Origin of the sequence: Nesterenkonia sandarakina, from assembly GCF_014138825.1 — a bacterium.
Lineage (GTDB): Bacteria > Actinomycetota > Actinomycetes > Actinomycetales > Micrococcaceae > Nesterenkonia > Nesterenkonia sandarakina.
Genome location: NZ_JACJIH010000001.1, coordinates 2,638,052 through 2,654,716, shown reverse-complemented (window position 1 = coordinate 2,654,716; position 16,665 = coordinate 2,638,052). Strand labels below are relative to the sequence as shown.

Here is a 16,665-nt window from a genome sequence, read left to right as displayed (position 1 = left end):
CCGGCTACTCCGGGACCGCGATGGTCAACGACGCGATCAAGCCGGCCTCGTCCATAACGAAGCTGCTTCGGAGATCGACCCGGCCGCCGGGGAAGTCGCCCTCCACGCGTTCGGTGATCTCCACGACGTCCTGCGCCTGCTCAGCGGACACCATGGTCTTGGTGTAGCTGAAGGCCTGCGCGACCTCGCTGCGCCACCTGGCGATCTCCTCTCGCCCGTGGTGCCGTCTGCCGTCGTCGACGACGACCGCGTGTTCGTTGAACAGCTCGGCGATGGCCCGCGGTGAGCTCGACGCCTCGGCGTCGAGAAAGGCCGTCACCACGGCGGGCAGCGCGGTCGGGTGTGTGGTGCGCTCTGTCATGAGGTGGCTCCTGTCCATGCGGTGGTTCGACTGTGGTGGGGTTCGGCGCAGTCCGCTGGGCGAGTTCTCGCGCCCACGTCCCGCTCTGGCCACGCTGCCCCTTCCCCTTGGGGCAAGGTCAAGCGCTGCGCTCGATCCGCGAGTCGGCATTGGCGCTGGCTGAGTGTCAGGGGTGAGGATGTGTCCATGGCTGCCTATATGACCATCGGAGACTTCAGCCGGGCGACGAGGCTGAGCGCCAAGGCGTTGCGCTTCTACCATCGGGTCGGCCTGCTGGAACCGGCGGTGATCGATCCGGTGAACCACTATCGCCTCTACGAATCGGCGCAGATCCCCGAGGCCCGGATGGTCCAGCGGCTGCGCTCCCTGGACATGCCGGTCGACGAGATCCGGCGGATCCTGGGCTCGACGGACCCGGCTGCCGGAGCGCAGGCGATCGCGCATCATCTGCACCGGATGGAGCAGCGTCTGAGCGAGACCCGAGACGCCATCGCTGCGCTGCGCGAGATGCTCACGGAGCCAGAGACACCCCTGGAGATCCGACGGGTTCCAGCCCTGGACGTGGTGATCATCAGAGACTCCATCGAGCTGCCCCAGCTCGGAGCCTGGTTCACATCAGCCCGGCGGGACCTGCGCGCTGGGCTCGAGGCGGCCGGGGTCGACGCCGTCGGGCCCCTGGGCGGGCTGTTCTCCACCGAGCTGTTCCTCCACGAAGCGGGCGACTGCACCCTCTTCCTTCCAGTGGAATCCGCACCCCGCGCGGCGCTCGGCGGACGGGCGGCCTTCGAGACCCTCCCCGCCACCCGGATGGCGGTGGCGGTCCACCAGGGATCCGACCACACGATCACTCGCGCCTACGCCGCGCTGGGAGCGCATGTCGCAGGCCGGGGCGACAGCGCAGCAGGCCCGATCCGAGAGACCTATACCGGCGACGCCCCGTCCGGTGTCGGCACCACGGAGATCGGCTGGCCGCTCATCGAGGCACCCGCGACCTAGGTGCAGAGCCGCAAGATCTCACGGCGCACCGGTCAGCCCTGGCTGGTGCGCTCCTCCTGCAGCACCCGACGCCCGATGCTGAACGCCGTGTTCGCCGCGGGGACCGAGCAGTAGATGGCGCATTGCAGGAAGACCTCTTTGATCTGATCCTCGGTGAGCCCGTTGCGCAGCGCCGCGCGGATATGCATCTCCAGCTCCTCCCAGTACCCGCCGGCGATCAGGGCGGTCAGCGTGATCACCGAACGGGTGGACCGGTCCAGCCCGGGGCGGGTCCAGATCGAGCCCCAGGCGTAGTTGGTGATCAGTTCCTGGAAGTCCTCGGTGAAGTCGTCCTTCTTGGCCTCGGCGCGGTCTACGTGGGCATCGGAGAGCACCTCGCGGCGGACCTTCATCCCCTCCTGGTAGTGAGGATCAGTCATTGAGGAACTCCTTGAGCAGTCGGGCGGTGGCCTCCGGGGCTTCGGCCGGGGCCTGATGGGCGACGCCGTCGAGCACCGCGGTCTGGGTGTGCGGGGCTGCGGCGAAGTCCTGCACCGCCGAGGGCGGACACACCGGATCCTCCGCCCCGCTGATCACCAGCAGCGGTCGGGCGACGCCGGCGAGCTCGGCCGTGAGGTCATAGCGACCCAGTGCCCGGCAGGCGGCGGCGTAGGAATACCGGTCGGTGTGCTGCAGGCAGCGCAGCAGCCCGGTGACCACCTCTAGCTGACGGGCCATGAACCCCGGGGCGAACCAGCGCTGCGCCGAGCCCTCGATCATGGTGGGGGTCCCCGCCTGCGCGACGAGCTCCGCGCGTTCGTTCCACATCTGGGGGTCACCGATCTTCGCCGCGGTGCACAGCGCCGCCAACCGGGTGAACCGCGTGTTCCCGCGCAGCGCGAGGGTCAGACTGACGGTCCCTGCGATCGAGACCCCGGCGGCGTAGACCGGAAGATCGGCGGGCAGTCCGTGGTTGTCGGCGAGCTCGGCGACGAGCTCCTCCAGCGCGTCGGCGAGGTCGCTGATCTCGAAGGACTCGGTGAAGGGCTCCGCATCGCCGTGGCCGGGCAGGTCCCAGCCGATCAGCGTGAAGCTCTCCTGCAGGTGCGCCAGGGCACCCTGCCACAGGACGGCGACGCTGGTCCCCAGCGAGGGACCCAGCACCAGCACCGGCCGGGCGCCGGTGCGCAGATCCTCGACAGACCCGGAGAGCAGCTGCGGGGTCAGGGTCAGCGTGGCCGCTGACCGTGACGCATCCGGGTGGGGCAGGTGTGATTCAGACATGATCGGTGGATCCTTCCGGCTGCACGAGGGTCTGGTCGGGGTGCTGTGGGTGGATGTCGGGCTGGGCGGCGCTGTGCTGGGTGGCGCTGTGCTGGGTGGCGTTGTGCTGGGTGGCGTTGTGCTGCGCGAACTCCTCCACGGCAGCGTCGATGAACTCCTGCGCCCGGCCCAGATACTGCAGCGGATCCAGCAGCTCATCGAGCTCCGCCGCAGTGATCCGATCCCCGAGCTGGTCCTCGATCAGGCCTCGCAGCGGCACCGCTTCGACGACGCTGCACCGCACCAGATCCTGCAGCGCCTTGCCTCCGCCGGGAAAGGATCCCCGCAGACGCGCCATCAGTCGTTCGCTGAGCACGGCGTCGCCGCTGAGTCTCAGGTTGGCGCGCATCGCGTCGGGGCGCACCACCAGGCCCTCGAACAGCTCAGCGGCACGAGTGGCGGCGCCACCGGCGAGCCGACTCAGCTCGACCAGGCTGGGCCATTCCGCGTGCCAGGCTCCCGCCGGCCGCTCATCCTCGGCGGTGGCCGCCGCCAGGTAGAGCGTGCTCAGCTGCCCCGGGGCGCTCAGCGCCGCAGAGCGGATCAGCGTGGAGAGCACCGGGTTCTGCTTCTGCGGCATGGCGGAGGATCCGCCGCGACCCGGCGCAGCAGGTTCGCGCAGCTCCGCGATCTCGGGGCGCTGCAGCGTGAGCACGTCTCCTGCGGCCTTCCCCAGCGCCGCGAGCAGGCCTGCCAGCCCTGAGCCTAGATCCAGGATCACCTGGCGCTGGGTGTGCCAGGGGCGGGTCATCGGGCGCAGATCAAGACGGTCCGCGAGGTCAGCCGTGAGCGCGCCGGTGCGCTGGGCGCCGAGCGAGTCACTCAGCGAGGCCTGGGTGCCCACGGCCCCGCCCCACTGCAGCGGGAGCGCTGCCGCTGCCAGCTCCAGCCGCTTCATCGCCTGGGTCAACCCGTCGAGCCAACCCGCGCAGCGCAGTCCGAAGCTGGTCGGCAGCGCGTGCTGGGTCAGGGACCGGGCCACGCAGATGGTCTCCCGATGCTCCTGGCTCAGGCTGCTCAGCGCCGCCCCTGCCCGGCGCGCCTCGTCCAGGACCTCGGCTGCAGCGTCGCGGCAGAGAAGCATCAGCGCGGTGTCCAAGATGTCCTGGCTGGTGGCGCCGCGGTGCAGCGCGGCGTCGGACTCCCCGGACTGGGCCAGGGCGTGACGGACGGCGGCGAGCATCGGGATCACCGGGTTGCCCCCGCCAGGGCCCTGCGCCGCGATCGCCTCGACCTCGACCCCGGTACCCGCGGGGTCCTCGCTGATCGCCTTGATGGCCGCGGCACTCTCGGCAGGTGCCTGGTCGGCATCGGCGAGCGCCTGGGCCCAGGCGGCCTCCACGCGCAGCATCGCCCGCAGGATGGATTCCTCGGACATCAGCCGCGCCGTCGAGGTGCCGGCCCATGCCGGGCTCAGGATTCCGAAGGGTCCGGTCATGGTCGGGGCACGCTCCTGTCGATCACTCCACCGGGCCGGTGAACTGCGGGGTGTTGGGATAGGTGAGGAACACGGTCTCCTGGGCACCTTGGAAGTGGATGTCGAAGCCCAGACTCCCGTCGGGCTCCCGGGTGGCGATCAGCGTCTGGCGGCGATCCGCCGGCACCGAGCTCAACAGGGGGTCCTGCTCGAGAGTGGCCGGGTCGGCAGGCAGATAGGCCCGGGTGAAGAGTCGATCCATGAGCCCGCGGGCGAAGACCGTGACCAGGAAGTACGGTGCCACGCCGTCGCCGGTGCTGCCCGGTTCCACGGTGGTGAACGAGTAGTGCCCCACCCCGTCGACGGCGGCGCGGCCCCATCCGGTGAAGGTGTAGCCGTCGCGGTGCAGGGATCCCGGCTGCTGGGAGATCACGCCGTGCTCATCGGGCTGCCAGATCTCCAACAGCGCGTCGGGCACCGGCACGCCGTCGCCGTCGTAGACGGTGCCGTGCAGCCGCACCGCGCCGGGGTGCGAACGGTCCACCAGGGCCTCGCCTCCGGCGTAGGGCAGCGCGTAGCCGAAGAAGGGCCCCACGGTCTGGGCGGGGGTCGGGGTGAGTCTCATATCAGTGCTCCTCCTCCTGCTCGGCCCAGGTGCGGTTGCTTCCGGAAAGGACGATGTCCCAACGGTAGCCGGTGTTCCATTCGTGCTGGGAGACCGAGTGGTCGTAGGTGGCGACCAGGCGATCCCGGGCGGCCTGGTCGGTGATGGACTGGTAGATCGGGTCCAGGGCGAAGATCGGGTCCCCGGGGAAATACATCTGGGTCACGATCCGCTGGGTGAAGTCGGTGCCGAAGAGCGAGAAGTGGATGTGCGCCGAGCGCCAGGCGTTGTTGTGGTTCTTCCATGGATACGGCGCTGGTTTGATGGTGGTGAAGCTGTACTCACCGTTGGGACCGGTCAGGGTGCGCCCCACCCCGGTGAAGTTGGGATCCAGCGGCGCGGGGTGCTGGTCACGCTTGTGCATATAGCGTCCGGCGGCGTTGGCCTGCCACATCTCCACCAGCTGGCCGGCCACGGCGCGGCCGTCCCCGTCGATCACCCGGCCGGTCACGATGATCCGCTCCCCGATCGGCTCGCCGTTGTGCTGGATCGTCAGGTCCGCCTCCAGCGGGGAGACGTCGCGGTGACCGAAGGCCGGGCTGTAGAGCTCGATGTCCTCGGGGTCCGCGTGATGCAGGGACTTCGTCGGGTGTCGCAGCAGCGAGCTGCGATACGGCGGGAAGTTCAGCCGGGCGTTGGTCTCGACCTGGCCGCCGGCGTCGCGCTGAGCGCGATACTCGCCGTGGATGGCGGCGATCTCGGCGTCGATCTCCGCCTGAGAGAGCGCGGCGGCATCCGGGTTCGTGTTCGTCTCAGCCATGGGGTTCAGGCTCCTTGAAGGGGATCGGCGACGTGCGTCGCCAGGGTGTGACGTGGTTCTCACTCAGTCTGCTCGGGGGACGCCCGCACCCGCCACACCATTGCCATTCAATGGCTCAGCTGGCTGAACTGGCTGGACCGATTGAGCTTGCTGGCTGGGCCGGCTGGGCTGGATGGGCTGGCTGAGCTGGCCCGGCCGCGCTGGCTGGGCTCAGTGGCTCATGCCCTCCAGCGCACGGGTGATGCCGCGCCCCGCGGTCTGCAGCGCCATCAGGAACTGTGGGATCTCGGCAGAGTCGCGCGGGACCACCACGGTCAGCGCTGCGACGGCGTGGCCGCCACCGCCCAGCACCGGCACCGAGACGCCGGTGGTCTCCGCGTTGATCACCCCGCTGAGCTGGGCATGCCCCCGGGTGCGCGCCTCCGCCAGCTCCCGGTGCAGCTGCGGCCGAGCCTCCTGGATCTGCGCTGCCCGGGGAGCCCACCATCGCTGGACCACGTGGACCGGGGAATGGGCGAGCAGCACATGCCCCATCGAGGTCAGATGCGCCGGCATCGTGGTGGCCACCTCCGCCGGATTGATCACGGCCCCATGGCGGGAGAGTCGCTCGACGATCAGCACCCCCTGGTCATCAAGGACCGCAAGCTGGGTGGTCTGCCGGACCACGGCATTGACGTCCTGCATGAAGGGAAGGGCCGCGGCCCGCAGGGTCCGGCTGATCGGGGCGCCCTGGGCGATCTCCCAGAGCCGCTGCCCCAGCACCAGCTCCCCGGAGTCCGAGGCGGCGAGCAGGCCGTGAGCGCGCATGGTCCGCAACAGCCGGTATCCGGTGGTTCGAGGCAGCCCCGCGGCGTCGATGAGCTCACCGGCAGGCAGGCTGGGGTGAACCTCAAGGACGGCGAGGATCCGCATCGCACGGTCGAGCACCGCGTCACCGCTGGACGAGTTGGCCATGACTCCAGCCTAGCCAAGCCGGCGGCGTCAAGGCTTCGCCCGTTGAATGAGCCGGTGGACGCTTTTCGAGCCGTGCAATTGTGTCTCGGGTCACGAAGGGCTAACGTCCGGTGAGTTCTGTGACCTGAGCCACGGCACGTCACCACCGTCCAAGGAGATCCTCATGACCCAGACCAGCCTCCGGGAATCGATCGACTCCCGCCCGATGAGCCGCTACCAATGGTTCGTCGTGGCGCTGGCCACTGCCCTGATGGGATTAGACGGCTATGACGTGCAGGCCATGGCGTTCACCGCCAACCCGGTCTCTGCCGACCTGGGCCTCACCGGCACCGAACTCGGCCTGCTGCTCAGCGGAGGGCTGATCGGCATGGCCCTGGGCGCGATCTGGGTGGGACCCTTCGCAGACCGCTTCGGACGGCGCCGGATGCTGGTGATCGCGATGATCATCAACGCCGCCGGGCTCTTCCTCTCCGCCACCGCATCCTCGATGCCGGAGCTGATGGCCTGGCGAGTCATCACCGGGCTCGGCGTGGGTGGGATCCTGACCTCCGGCACCGTGCTGGTCTCGGAGTACTCCAACGCAAAGTACCGCGGCCTGTGCATGAGCATCTACGCCGCCGGCTACCCGGTGGGCGCCACCCTGGGCGGACTGGCCGCGATCCCACTCATCGGGAACTTCGGCTGGCAGGCGGTCTTCCTGCTCGGTGGCGCCGTGACCGTACTGGCCGTGATCTTCGTCTGGCTCAAGATGCCGGAATCCCTGGACTTCCTCGGCGCGCGCGCCAGCGGCCCGCAGGCGAGCAGCGACGGCTCCGAACAGCGCCGCGCCGAGGAGATCGCCGCGCGGATGGGCATCACCGGCCCGGTGACGCTGGAGCGCGAGGATCCCAGCGACACGGGGACCCCGGGCCGCTCGAAGAACTCCTATGCAGCCTTGTTCAGCCCGGAGAATCGGAGTCGCACGCTGCTGCTGTGGGCGATGTTCTTCATCGTGATGTTCGGCTTCTACTTCGCCAACACCTGGACCCCGCAGCTGCTTACCGAGGTGGGCTTCTCCACCGACGAGGGCATCATGGGCGGGATCATGCTGATGATCGGAGGCACCATCGGCGCGGTGCTCTTCGGCGTGTTCGCCTCCCGCTGGGACGTCCGCCGGGTCCAGGCGGTCTTCGCCATCTGCTCTGGCGTGATGTTCATCGTCTTCATCAGCGCCACCGCCTGGCTGCCCGCGGCGCTGGTGGCCGGAGTGCTGCTGGGCATGATCATCAACGGCTGCATCTCCGGGATCTACACGATCGCCCCGATGACCTACGCACCCAGACTGCGCTCCACCGGGGTGGGTGTCGCCCTCGGCGTCGGACGCACCGGCGCGATCATCGCCCCGATCGCCGTCGGTGCACTGCTGGACCTCGGGGCCACCCCCACGGTGCTCTACATCGGCGCCGGAATCATCGTGGCCATGGCCGCGGTCGTGGTGCTGCGGATCTCGCTGCACCAGCGCACAGCGAGCGAGCTGCGCGCGAATCCGGTCGCGGCCCGGGACTGAGACGTGGGCAACACGCGGCAGCGGGGATCCCGCCCGACACCGGAAGCTAGCATGTGAGCCATGGCGAACTCCCCCACCGGTGACTCGGTGCTGACCCGGCTGGACCGGGTGCTCTCCACCTTCTCTGCGGCGGAGAGCCTGCTCAGCGCCGCGGAGATCGCTCGTCGCACGGGACTTCCCCCGGCCACCGCACACCGACTCTGCCGGGACATGGCGGAGCTGGGCTGGCTGGAGTCGAGCGCGAGGTGACCGGGGTCGCGGTGCCGATCCGGCAGCGCGGCCGCGCGGTGGTGGCGGCCCTGGGCGTGGTCACCGACGACGACGACGTCGCTCGCCGCCCCGCACCCTGGGTGCAGATGCTCCAGATCGCCGCCCGGGGCATCCAGCGCGAGATCAGCGGCAGAAGCTGAAGCCAACCCGTGCACCTTCGCATTCAATGAGATGACTGTGGCGCCACACACACCGGGTGCGCAGACTGAGGCACAGAGACAGACGTGGCCGGCCACTCGGAGGACCGGGCTGCAGGCTGCTTCGAGAGGGAGAGACATGACCGAGCACACCACCCGATTCGACGTGGGCATCGTGGGCGGCGGCCCGGCCGGACTGATGACCGCGCTGCTGCTGAAGCGCCGGGGCATCTCCGCCGCGGTGATCGAGACCCGCACGAAGGACACCATCCACCACACCCAGCGCGCGGGGATCCTGGAGGCCGCCACCGTGGACATGCTGGTGGACGCGGAGGTCGGATCGCGGGTACTCACAGCAGGCCATGAGCACGAGGGCACCGTGCTCAGCTTCGACGGGGAAGCGCACCGCATCGACTTCCAGGCACTGGTCGGCCGCTCGGTCTGGCTGTACCCACAGAACGAGGTGTTCTTCGACCTGGCCAACGCCTGGGAGCGCGAGGGCGGGGAGATCCACTGGGCCGTCACGGACACCGAGGTCCACGGGGTCGAGACCGCCTCCCCGCGGATCAGCTTCACCGACGCGCACGCTGCGCAGCGCAGCATCGAGGCCGATCTGATCATCGGCACCGACGGGTCCAGGTCCATGTGCCGCAAGCTGATTCCCGAGGCGGTGCGCACCGATCACTTCATCTCCTATCCCTTCGCCTGGTTCGGCATCCTCTGCGAGGCCCCACCCACCGCGCCGGAGCTGATCTACGCGAACTCCGAGCTCGGCTTCGCGCTGATCTCCCAGCGCAATGAGACCGTCCAGCGGATGTACTTCCAGTGCGACCCGGACACCGATGTCCAGAGCTGGTCCGAGGACGCGATCTTCGACCACATCCAAGCGGTGCTGGGCACCGAAGGCGGCGTGCAGCTCAAGCGCGGACCGATCATCGAGAAGACCGTGCTGCCCTTCCGGTCCTACGTCTGTGACCCGCTGAGCCACGGCCGGCTGGTCCTCGCCGGCGACGCCGGGCACACCGTGCCGCCCACCGGGGCCAAGGGGTTGAACCTGGCCTTCGCGGATGTGCGAGCCCTTATCCCGCGCGTGGAGGAGTTCATCACCGAGCTGCGTGAGAACCGCACCGCAGATCCCGCGAAGGGGTCCGAGGGGCCTGAATCAAAGGAGCCTGGAGCAGCCGTCGAGACTCCGGAGGCGCTGCGCCGCTACTCGCGCACCGCCCTGGACCGGGTGTGGAAGGCGCAGAACTTCTCCTATTGGGCGACGAACCTGCTGCACCGCCAGCCCGAGGAGAACCCGTTCACCCATCAGCGCCGCCGAGGCGAGTTCGAGGCGATCACCGGCTCGGTGTACGGGCAGGCATACTTTGCGGATTCCTACACCGGGTGGAGCGACTGAGGCCTCGGGTCTGGTCCGGCAGGCCTCTGGTCCGGCAGGTCTCCGGCCCAGCCCGGCCTGCGGACCAGCCCGGTCTGCGGTCGGGTCGGGGACCGCGAGCGCCTCGGCTACCTGGGCTCCAGTCGGATCGCCCCGTCGAGCCGGATGGTCTCGCCGTTGAGCATCGGGTTGCCCACGATATGCATCACCAGCCGGGCGTAATCCGCCGGCTGACCAAGTCGGGCCGGGTGCAGCGTCTTGGCCCGCAGCGATTCCCTGGCCTCCTCGGGCAGTCCCGCCATCATCGGGGTCTCAAAGAGTCCCGGGGCGATGGTCATCACCCGGACGGCGTGACGGGCGAGCTCGCGGGCGGCAGGCAGCGTCAGCGAGGCCACCGCACCCTTGGAGGCGGCATAGGCGATCTGACCGATCTGACCTTCGAAAGCCGCTACTGAGGCGGTGTTGATCAGCACCCCGCGCTCACCCTCGATGGGATCGTTGTGCTGCATCGCATCGGCAGCCTGGCTCATCAGATTCACCGTGCCACCGACGTTGATGCCAAGCACTCCCATGAACTGCTCCGCCGAGAGCAGGCCATCCCGACCGAGCAGCTTTCCCGGGGTCGCGACCCCGGCGCAGCTCACGGCCACCCGCAGCGGCCCCCGGACGACTGCCATCTCCACGGCGTCGCGGGAGGTGGCAGGGTCGGTGATGTCACCGGCGCAGAAGGCGGCGCGCTCACCGAGCGAGGCGACGGCCTCGGCGCGCTCGGTGCTGCCCTCGGCGTCGGGCAGGTCCACCACCACCACCTGCGCGCCGGCCCCTATCAGGGCCTGGGCGGTGGCATGACCGAGGCCTGAGGCGCCTCCACTGACAACCGCACTGGCTCCCGACAGCTCCATGCTGGTCTCCCTGTTCCTTCAGTCGAGCCGGCCGCGACGGTTCAGATACCGATCGCACGCGCGATAGTTGCACATCCAATAACTCGAGCCTACGCTAACACAGTGAGAGCTGCATCACAGGTGCCGCCGAGCGGATCAGCTCCGGCACAGGCGCGCTGCGGCCGATCTCAACGCGAAGGAGTTCGTCCATGACAGAGCTGAGCCACTTCATCCATGGCGAGCACGTGCAGGGCGCCTCTGGCAGGAGCCGAGAGATCTTCAACCCGGTCCGGGGCGAGCTCACCGCACGGGTCCCCCTCGCGAACTCCGCGGAGGTGGCTCACGCCATCGAATCCGCTCAGGAGGCCTTCGGCGCCTGGTCGGGCATGAACCCGCAGCGGCGCGGGCGCATCCTGCTGAAGTGGGCGGAGGCGATCAACACTCATCGCGATGAGCTCGCGGAGACGCTCTCCAATGAACACGGCAAGACCTTCGAGGATGCCAAAGGTGACATCCAGCGCGGCGTGGAGGTGGTGGAGTTCGGCGCCGGAGCCCCGCACCTACTCAAGGGCGAGTTCTCCCACGATGCCGCCGCCGGGATGGATGTCCACAGCCTGCGCCAGCCCTTGGGCGTGGTCGCCGGCATCACCCCCTTCAACTTCCCCGCCATGATTCCGCTCTGGAAGGCCGGGACCGCCCTGGCCGCGGGCAACACCTTCGTGCTCAAGCCCTCCGAGCGCAATCCCTCCGTGCCGCTGCGCCTGGCCGAGCTCGCGCTTGAGGCCGGCATGCCGCCGGGCACGCTGAACGTGGTCAACGGGGACAAGGAAGCGGTGGACGCGCTCATCGAGGACCCCAGGGTCAAGGCCATCGGCTTCGTGGGTTCGACTCCGATCGCCCAGGCCATCTACACCGCCGCCGCGGCCGCGGGGAAACGCGCCCAGTGCTTCGGCGGGGCGAAGAACCACATGGTGATCATGCCCGACGCGGACCTCGACCAGGCCGCCGATGCCCTGATCGGCGCCGGTTATGGCTCCGCCGGTGAGCGGTGCATGGCGATCTCCGTGGCCGTCCCGGTGGGTGAGGCCACCGCCGAGGCATTGCGGGCCAAACTCCTGGAGCGCATCGAGAAGCTGGTGGTGGGACCCTCGCTGGACCCCTCCAGCGATTTCGGTCCGGTGGTCGGCACGGACGCCAAGTCCCGGATCGAGGGCTACATCGGGCTCGGCGTCGAGGAAGGTGCCGAGCTGGTGGTGGATGGGCGCGGCGTCGTCGTCGAGGGCCACCCCGACGGGTACTGGATCGGGGCCACCCTCTTCGACCACGTCACGCCGGTGATGCGGATCTACCAGGAGGAGATCTTCGGTCCGGTGCTGTGCATCGCGCGGGCCCGGGACTACGAGGAGGCGCTCCGGCTGCCCACCGAACACCAGTTCGGCAACGGCGTCGCGATCTTCACCCGCGACGGGGACACCGCGCGAGACTTCGCCTCCCGAGTGGAGGTGGGGATGGTCGGGGTGAATGTGCCGATCCCGGTGCCGATCGCCTACTACACCTTCGGCGGGTGGAAGGCCTCAGGATTCGGCGACCTCAATCAGCACGGCGTCGACGGGCTGAAGTTCTACTCCAAGACCAAGACGGTGAGCACACGCTGGCCCTCGGGCACCAAAGAGGGCGCCAGCTTCACCATGCCCGAAGGGAGCTGAACCATGGCGGTCGATTCAGAAGGAACGTCCTTGAGCAGCACCAGCAGCCAGACACCCTCGCACCCGAGGGTGGCGTTCATCGGACTCGGCAACATGGGCGGGCCCATGGCTGCCAATCTCGCCCAGGCGGGCGTGCCGGTCTCCGGCTTCGACCTCAGCGCCGAGGCCCTGGAGACCGCCCGGGCCAAGGGCGTCGAGACCGTCACCGACCCGCTCGAAGCCGTCGCCACCGCCGAAGTGGTGCTCACCATGCTCCCCTCTGGCCAGCACGTGCTCTCGGCCTACCAGGACGCACCGGGACTGCTCTCGGCGGCCAGGCCCGGGACGATCTTCCTGGACTGTTCGACGATCAACATCTCCGAGGCGCAGCAGGCCGCAGAGCTGGCCGAGCGCGCCGGATTCCGGGCCGCCGATGCCCCGGTGTCCGGGGGCGTGGTGGGCGCGGAGGCCGGAAGCCTGGCGTTCATGGCCGGGGGCCGAGTCGAGGTCTTCGAAGAGATCCGCCCACTCCTGGAGATCATGGGCGCCCGCGTGGTCCACTGTGGCGGCAGCGGCCTGGGCCAGGCAGCCAAGCTGTGCAACAACATGATCTTGGGCATCAGCCAGATCGCCGTGGGAGAGGCCTTCGTCCTGGGCGAACGGCTGGGACTGGACCACCAGGCGCTCTACGACGTGGTCTCCAACGCCTCGGGTCAGTGCTGGGCGCTGACCACCAACTGCCCGGTCCCTGGACCCGTGCCGAGCTCCCCGGCCAACCGAGACTTCACCCCAGGCTTCGCCGGCGCGCTGATGGCCAAGGACCTCACCCTCGCGAACAACGCGCTGCAGGATCACGGCGTGGACGCGCAGCTGGGTCGACTCGCCGCCGCCATCTTCGCCGAGTTCGCGCAGGGCCCCGGGGCACGGCAGGACTTCTCCGGCATCATCAACACCATCCGAGACAACTCCACACACCCAGGAGCCTGAGGCATGACCGACTATTCCACGATCCTGGTCTCCGCCGAGGCGCGGGTGGGCCGGATCACGCTGAACCGGCCGGAATCCCTGAACGCCCTGAACACCGTGCTGATGGAGGAGGTGGTGCGTGCCGCCGGCGAGTTCGACGCCAGCACCGAGATCGGTGCGATCCTGATCACCGGCTCGGAGAAGGTGTTCGCGGCCGGAGCCGATATCACCGAGATGGCGGAGCAGGACCACCCCGGGATGTACGCCGCCGACTGGTTCCGCCGCTGGGACGACCTCACCCGGCTGCGCACCCCGATCGTGGCCGCGGTCAACGGCTACGCCCTGGGCGGCGGCTGCGAGCTGGCGATGATGGCCGATGTGATCGTGGCCGGAGAAGGCGCGAGCTTCGGTCAGCCCGAGATCAACCTCGGCGTCATTCCCGGGATGGGCGGCTCGCAGCGCCTCACCCGATCGGTGGGCAAGGCCAAGGCGATGGACATGATCCTCACCGGGCGACGCATCCACGCCGAGGAGGCCGAGCGCATCGGCCTGGTCTCACGAGTCGTGGCCGATGCCGACACGCTCACCGAGGCGACCAGGGTCGCCGAGCTGATCGCCTCGAAGTCCAAACCCGCGGCGCAGATGGCGAAGGAGGCTGTGGGCGCGGCCTTCGACTCCACGCTGCATCAGGGCCTCAGCTTCGAGCGGCGGATGTTCCATTCGCTGTTCTCCCTGGAGGATCAGTCCGAGGGCATGCGCGCGTTCCGCGAGAAGCGGGAACCGCAGTGGAGGCATCGCTGAGCAACGGCTCAGGAGGGGAAGTCCCCCGCTCGCTGGCGGAACTTCGCCAGGATGGTGTTCAGCTGATCGATCTCCTGTTCTTCGAACCCGGTGTGCTCGAAGAGCTGCTCATTCAGCGCCCGGGTCGCCTGTTCGGCCACCTGCTTGCCCTCTGGGGTGAGGACCAGGAGCATCGCGCGCCGGTCGGAGTCATGCGGCTCCCGGCGCACCAGGTCGGCTGACTCCAACCGGTCCACGGCGTTGGTGATCGATGTCGGATGGACCTGCAGCAGCTGGCTGGCCTTGTTCATCGGCAGCCGCTCCTCCCGGGAGAATCCCAGCAGCGCGAGCACCTCATAACGGGCGAAGGTCAGCTTGAACGGTTTCAGGATGTCCCGTGCTCGCCCCAGGAGGATCTGCTGGGTCCGCATGATGGCGGTCACCGCCGCCGCCGGGGCAGCCGCGGACGTCCATCCCTGCCGCTCCCAGTTCTTCTGGATCTCAGCGATGGGGTCCTTCGCAAGCGGGGGGTGCATGTGGGGCGTCTCCTCTTCCGTGCTCGGTCAGACCAGTGTGCGGATGCACCGGAGTTTATCGGGGAATCTCCGCAGGCTCGGACCTGCCGGAAGAGCCGAGGCAGCGCCGTCGCACCGACTCCTCACTGAACCGGACCGTCTCACGGGCGCTTCAGTCCCAGATCGACATCGCGGTACTCCACACCGAATCCTGCCGGGCCCGGAGCTGCCTCGGCTCGCTGCTCCTCGGACTGGCGCAGCTGGACCCGCCGGATCTTCCCCGAGATCGTCTTGGGCGGCTCGGAGAACTCGATCCGCCTGATCCGCTGGTAGGGCGCCAGCCTGCCCAGCGTGAACTGGAGGATCTCCGCCGCGGTCGCCTCATTCGGCTCCCACCCGGAAGCCAGCGTCACATATGCCTTGGGAACGGAGAGCCGCAGCTCGTCCGGGGCCGGCACGATCGCTGCCTCCACCACCGCCGGATGCTCGATGAGCACCGACTCCAGCTCGAAGGGCGAGACCTTATAGTCGCTGGACTTGAAGACGTCATCGGCGCGTCCCACATAGGTGATCACGCCGCTGCTGTCCCGTGAGGCGATGTCTCCGGTGTGGTAATGCCCCTCACGGAAGACCTCCGCGTTCTTCTCAGCGTCGCCGTAGTACCCCTTCATCAGACCCACCGGGCGCGGGTCCAGAGCCAGGCAGATCTCCCCCTCATCCGCCTGCGCGCCGGTGACCGGGTCGATCAAAACGACGTCGAACCCCGGCAGCGGGAGGCCCATCGCGCCGAACTTCACCGGCCGACCCGGGGTGTTCGCGATCTGCAGCGAGGACTCGGTCTGCCCGAAGCCATCCCGGATGGTCCTCCCCCAGGCCCGCTGAACCTGTTCGATGACCTCCGGGTTCAGCGGCTCGCCGGCGGAGACGGTGACCCGCGGCGGTGTTCGCAGCTGTGCGAGGTCCGCCTTGATGAGCATCCGCCAGACCGTGGGCGGAGCGCAGAAGCTGCTCACCCCGGCGTCGTCCATCGCATGCATCAGGGCTTCGGCGTCGAACCTGCTGAAGTTGTACAAGAAGATCGTGGCCTCCGCGATCCACGGTGCGAAGAAGTTCGACCAGGCATGTTTGGCCCAGCCCGGTGAGGAGACGTTCAGATGCACATCGCCGGGCTCGAGCCCGATCCAGTACAGCGTGGAGAGGTGGCCCACCGGATAGGAGGTATGGGTGTGCTCGACCAGCTTCGGCTTCGACGTCGTGCCGGAGGTGAAGTAGAGCAGCATCGTCTCCTCGGCGGAGGTCAGCACGACCTGCTCGAGCTCCGCTGATGCCGCGTAGGCCTCGCAGTAGGAGTACACGGTGCGCCCCGACACCTGCGGCACGACCGCTGCCTCCCGGTCGGCATACACCCCGGGCACGTGGATCAGCGCGTAGTCCCCCTGGACCTGCGTGAACTTCTTCAGCGTCGCGGAGTCCCCGACCACCCAGCTCGCCTCGGCCCGCTCGACCCGGTCCTGCAGATCGCCTGGGCCCATCTGGGTCGTGGTGGGGACCAGCACCGCGCCGAGCTTGATCGCCGCGAGCATCGTCTCCCACAGCTCGACCTGGTTGCCCAGGATCAGGAGGATCCGGTCACCCCGACGGACCCCGATGCTGCTCAGCCAGTTCGCCACCCGATTGGAGTCATCCCGCAGCTGGGCAAAGGTGCGGGTGAGCCGGGATCCGTCCTCCTCCACGATCACCAATGCGTCCTGACCGGAGCGTTCGGGACGCTTGGCGACCTGGTCGAACCAGTCGAAGCCGAAGTTGAAGTGACTGAATCGGGGCCAGACGAAGTCCCGGCGGGCGCGCGCCCAGTCCTGCTGAGCGCTCACGAGCTGATCCCGGGCCGCGCGGAACTCTTCGGTCACTGTCATGGTGGTCTCCCTCGCGAAATGCGTGATGCAGGTCACTTTCGAATATACTTGGAAGTCATATAGTCGGTAAAGATGCTGTTTCACGTGCATCGACATGCCGTCTTCGCCAGAGAGGCCCGGGACGACCGGCTGAGAAG

18 protein-coding genes are annotated in these 16,665 nt (G+C 68.6%); 8 read left to right on the top strand and 10 right to left on the bottom strand.

Annotated elements, in window-relative coordinates:
• Positions 1–4 precede the first annotated feature (4 nt).
• A complete protein-coding gene (locus tag HNR24_RS12100; protein WP_058887641.1) occupies positions 5–361 on the bottom strand; it encodes a nuclear transport factor 2 family protein in 357 nt (118 codons plus the stop codon).
• A gap of 186 nt (positions 362–547) precedes the next feature.
• On the opposite strand from HNR24_RS12100, the gene HNR24_RS12095 reads away from it, so the two are divergent.
• A complete protein-coding gene (locus HNR24_RS12095) occupies positions 548–1,357 on the top strand; it encodes a MerR family transcriptional regulator (protein ID WP_058887642.1) in 810 nt (269 codons plus the stop codon).
• Between the two features lie 32 nt (positions 1,358–1,389).
• Here HNR24_RS12095 and pcaC read toward each other — a convergent pair whose 3' ends face one another.
• The 6 genes from pcaC to HNR24_RS12065 form a co-directional block, all read right to left on the bottom strand.
• On the bottom strand, positions 1,390–1,776 hold the full coding sequence (gene pcaC / locus HNR24_RS12090) for a 4-carboxymuconolactone decarboxylase (RefSeq protein WP_058887643.1): 387 nt from the start codon (positions 1,774–1,776) through the stop codon (positions 1,390–1,392).
• Entirely contained in the window at positions 1,769–2,620 is an 852-nt protein-coding gene (locus HNR24_RS12085) for an alpha/beta fold hydrolase (protein ID WP_182495898.1), read from the bottom strand. The genes pcaC and HNR24_RS12085 overlap by 8 nt, the downstream gene beginning before the upstream one ends.
• Positions 2,613–4,097: a lyase family protein gene (locus HNR24_RS12080; RefSeq protein ID WP_058887644.1), complete on the bottom strand. Its 1,485-nt coding sequence runs from the start codon at positions 4,095–4,097 to the stop codon at positions 2,613–2,615. Before HNR24_RS12080 ends, HNR24_RS12085 begins: the two co-directional genes overlap by 8 nt.
• Positions 4,098–4,119: 22 nt before the next feature.
• On the bottom strand, positions 4,120–4,701 hold the full coding sequence (pcaG, locus tag HNR24_RS12075; RefSeq protein ID WP_058887645.1) for a protocatechuate 3,4-dioxygenase subunit alpha: 582 nt from the start codon (positions 4,699–4,701) through the stop codon (positions 4,120–4,122).
• Between the two features lies 1 nt (position 4,702).
• Positions 4,703–5,500, bottom strand: coding sequence for a protocatechuate 3,4-dioxygenase subunit beta (pcaH, locus tag HNR24_RS12070; protein WP_058887646.1), 798 nt, complete (start codon positions 5,498–5,500; stop codon positions 4,703–4,705).
• 210 nt (positions 5,501–5,710) lie between these two features.
• Positions 5,711–6,454: an IclR family transcriptional regulator gene (locus HNR24_RS12065; RefSeq protein ID WP_058887647.1), complete on the bottom strand. Its 744-nt coding sequence runs from the start codon at positions 6,452–6,454 to the stop codon at positions 5,711–5,713.
• 163 nt (positions 6,455–6,617) lie between these two features.
• On the opposite strand from HNR24_RS12065, the gene HNR24_RS12060 reads away from it, so the two are divergent.
• From HNR24_RS12060 to HNR24_RS12045, 4 genes are all read left to right on the top strand, one after another.
• Complete coding sequence (locus HNR24_RS12060) at positions 6,618–8,000, top strand: MFS transporter (RefSeq protein ID WP_182495897.1); 1,383 nt, start codon at positions 6,618–6,620, stop codon at positions 7,998–8,000.
• Positions 8,001–8,060: 60 nt separating this feature from the next.
• Positions 8,061–8,249: a helix-turn-helix domain-containing protein gene (locus tag HNR24_RS12055; protein WP_058887649.1), complete on the top strand. Its 189-nt coding sequence runs from the start codon at positions 8,061–8,063 to the stop codon at positions 8,247–8,249.
• Positions 8,246–8,410 (top strand): IclR family transcriptional regulator, encoded by a 165-nt coding sequence (locus tag HNR24_RS12050; RefSeq protein ID WP_157075328.1) that lies wholly within the window; start codon positions 8,246–8,248, stop codon positions 8,408–8,410. Before HNR24_RS12055 ends, HNR24_RS12050 begins: the two co-directional genes overlap by 4 nt.
• Positions 8,411–8,546: 136 nt before the next feature.
• Positions 8,547–9,809 (top strand): 4-hydroxybenzoate 3-monooxygenase, encoded by a 1,263-nt coding sequence (locus HNR24_RS12045; protein ID WP_182495896.1) that lies wholly within the window; start codon positions 8,547–8,549, stop codon positions 9,807–9,809.
• A gap of 107 nt (positions 9,810–9,916) precedes the next feature.
• Here HNR24_RS12045 and HNR24_RS12040 read toward each other — a convergent pair whose 3' ends face one another.
• Complete coding sequence (locus HNR24_RS12040) at positions 9,917–10,690, bottom strand: SDR family NAD(P)-dependent oxidoreductase (RefSeq protein WP_058887651.1); 774 nt, start codon at positions 10,688–10,690, stop codon at positions 9,917–9,919.
• Between the two features lie 188 nt (positions 10,691–10,878).
• Here HNR24_RS12040 and HNR24_RS12035 point away from each other — a divergent pair, with 188 nt between their 5' ends.
• The 3 genes from HNR24_RS12035 to HNR24_RS12025 are packed head-to-tail and all read left to right on the top strand — an operon-like array spanning position 10,879 to position 14,121.
• Positions 10,879–12,375: a CoA-acylating methylmalonate-semialdehyde dehydrogenase gene (locus tag HNR24_RS12035; RefSeq protein ID WP_058887652.1), complete on the top strand. Its 1,497-nt coding sequence runs from the start codon at positions 10,879–10,881 to the stop codon at positions 12,373–12,375.
• Between the two features lie 30 nt (positions 12,376–12,405).
• Positions 12,406–13,341 carry a 3-hydroxyisobutyrate dehydrogenase gene (gene mmsB, locus HNR24_RS12030; RefSeq protein WP_259392453.1) on the top strand — a complete coding sequence of 312 codons (936 nt, stop codon included), beginning with the start codon at positions 12,406–12,408 and terminating at the stop codon, positions 13,339–13,341.
• A 3-nt stretch (positions 13,342–13,344) separates the two neighbouring features.
• Entirely contained in the window at positions 13,345–14,121 is a 777-nt protein-coding gene (locus HNR24_RS12025) for an enoyl-CoA hydratase-related protein (protein ID WP_058887653.1), read from the top strand.
• Between the two features lie 8 nt (positions 14,122–14,129).
• Here HNR24_RS12025 and HNR24_RS12020 read toward each other — a convergent pair whose 3' ends face one another.
• Positions 14,130–14,636, bottom strand: a complete 507-nt coding sequence (locus tag HNR24_RS12020) for a MarR family winged helix-turn-helix transcriptional regulator (protein ID WP_182495895.1) — start codon at positions 14,634–14,636, stop codon at positions 14,130–14,132.
• A 140-nt stretch (positions 14,637–14,776) separates the two neighbouring features.
• The gene (locus HNR24_RS12015) at positions 14,777–16,528 is read right to left on the bottom strand and encodes an AMP-binding protein (protein WP_182495894.1); all 1,752 of its coding nucleotides are present in this window, start codon (positions 16,526–16,528) and stop codon (positions 14,777–14,779) included.
• Positions 16,529–16,665 lie beyond the last annotated feature (137 nt).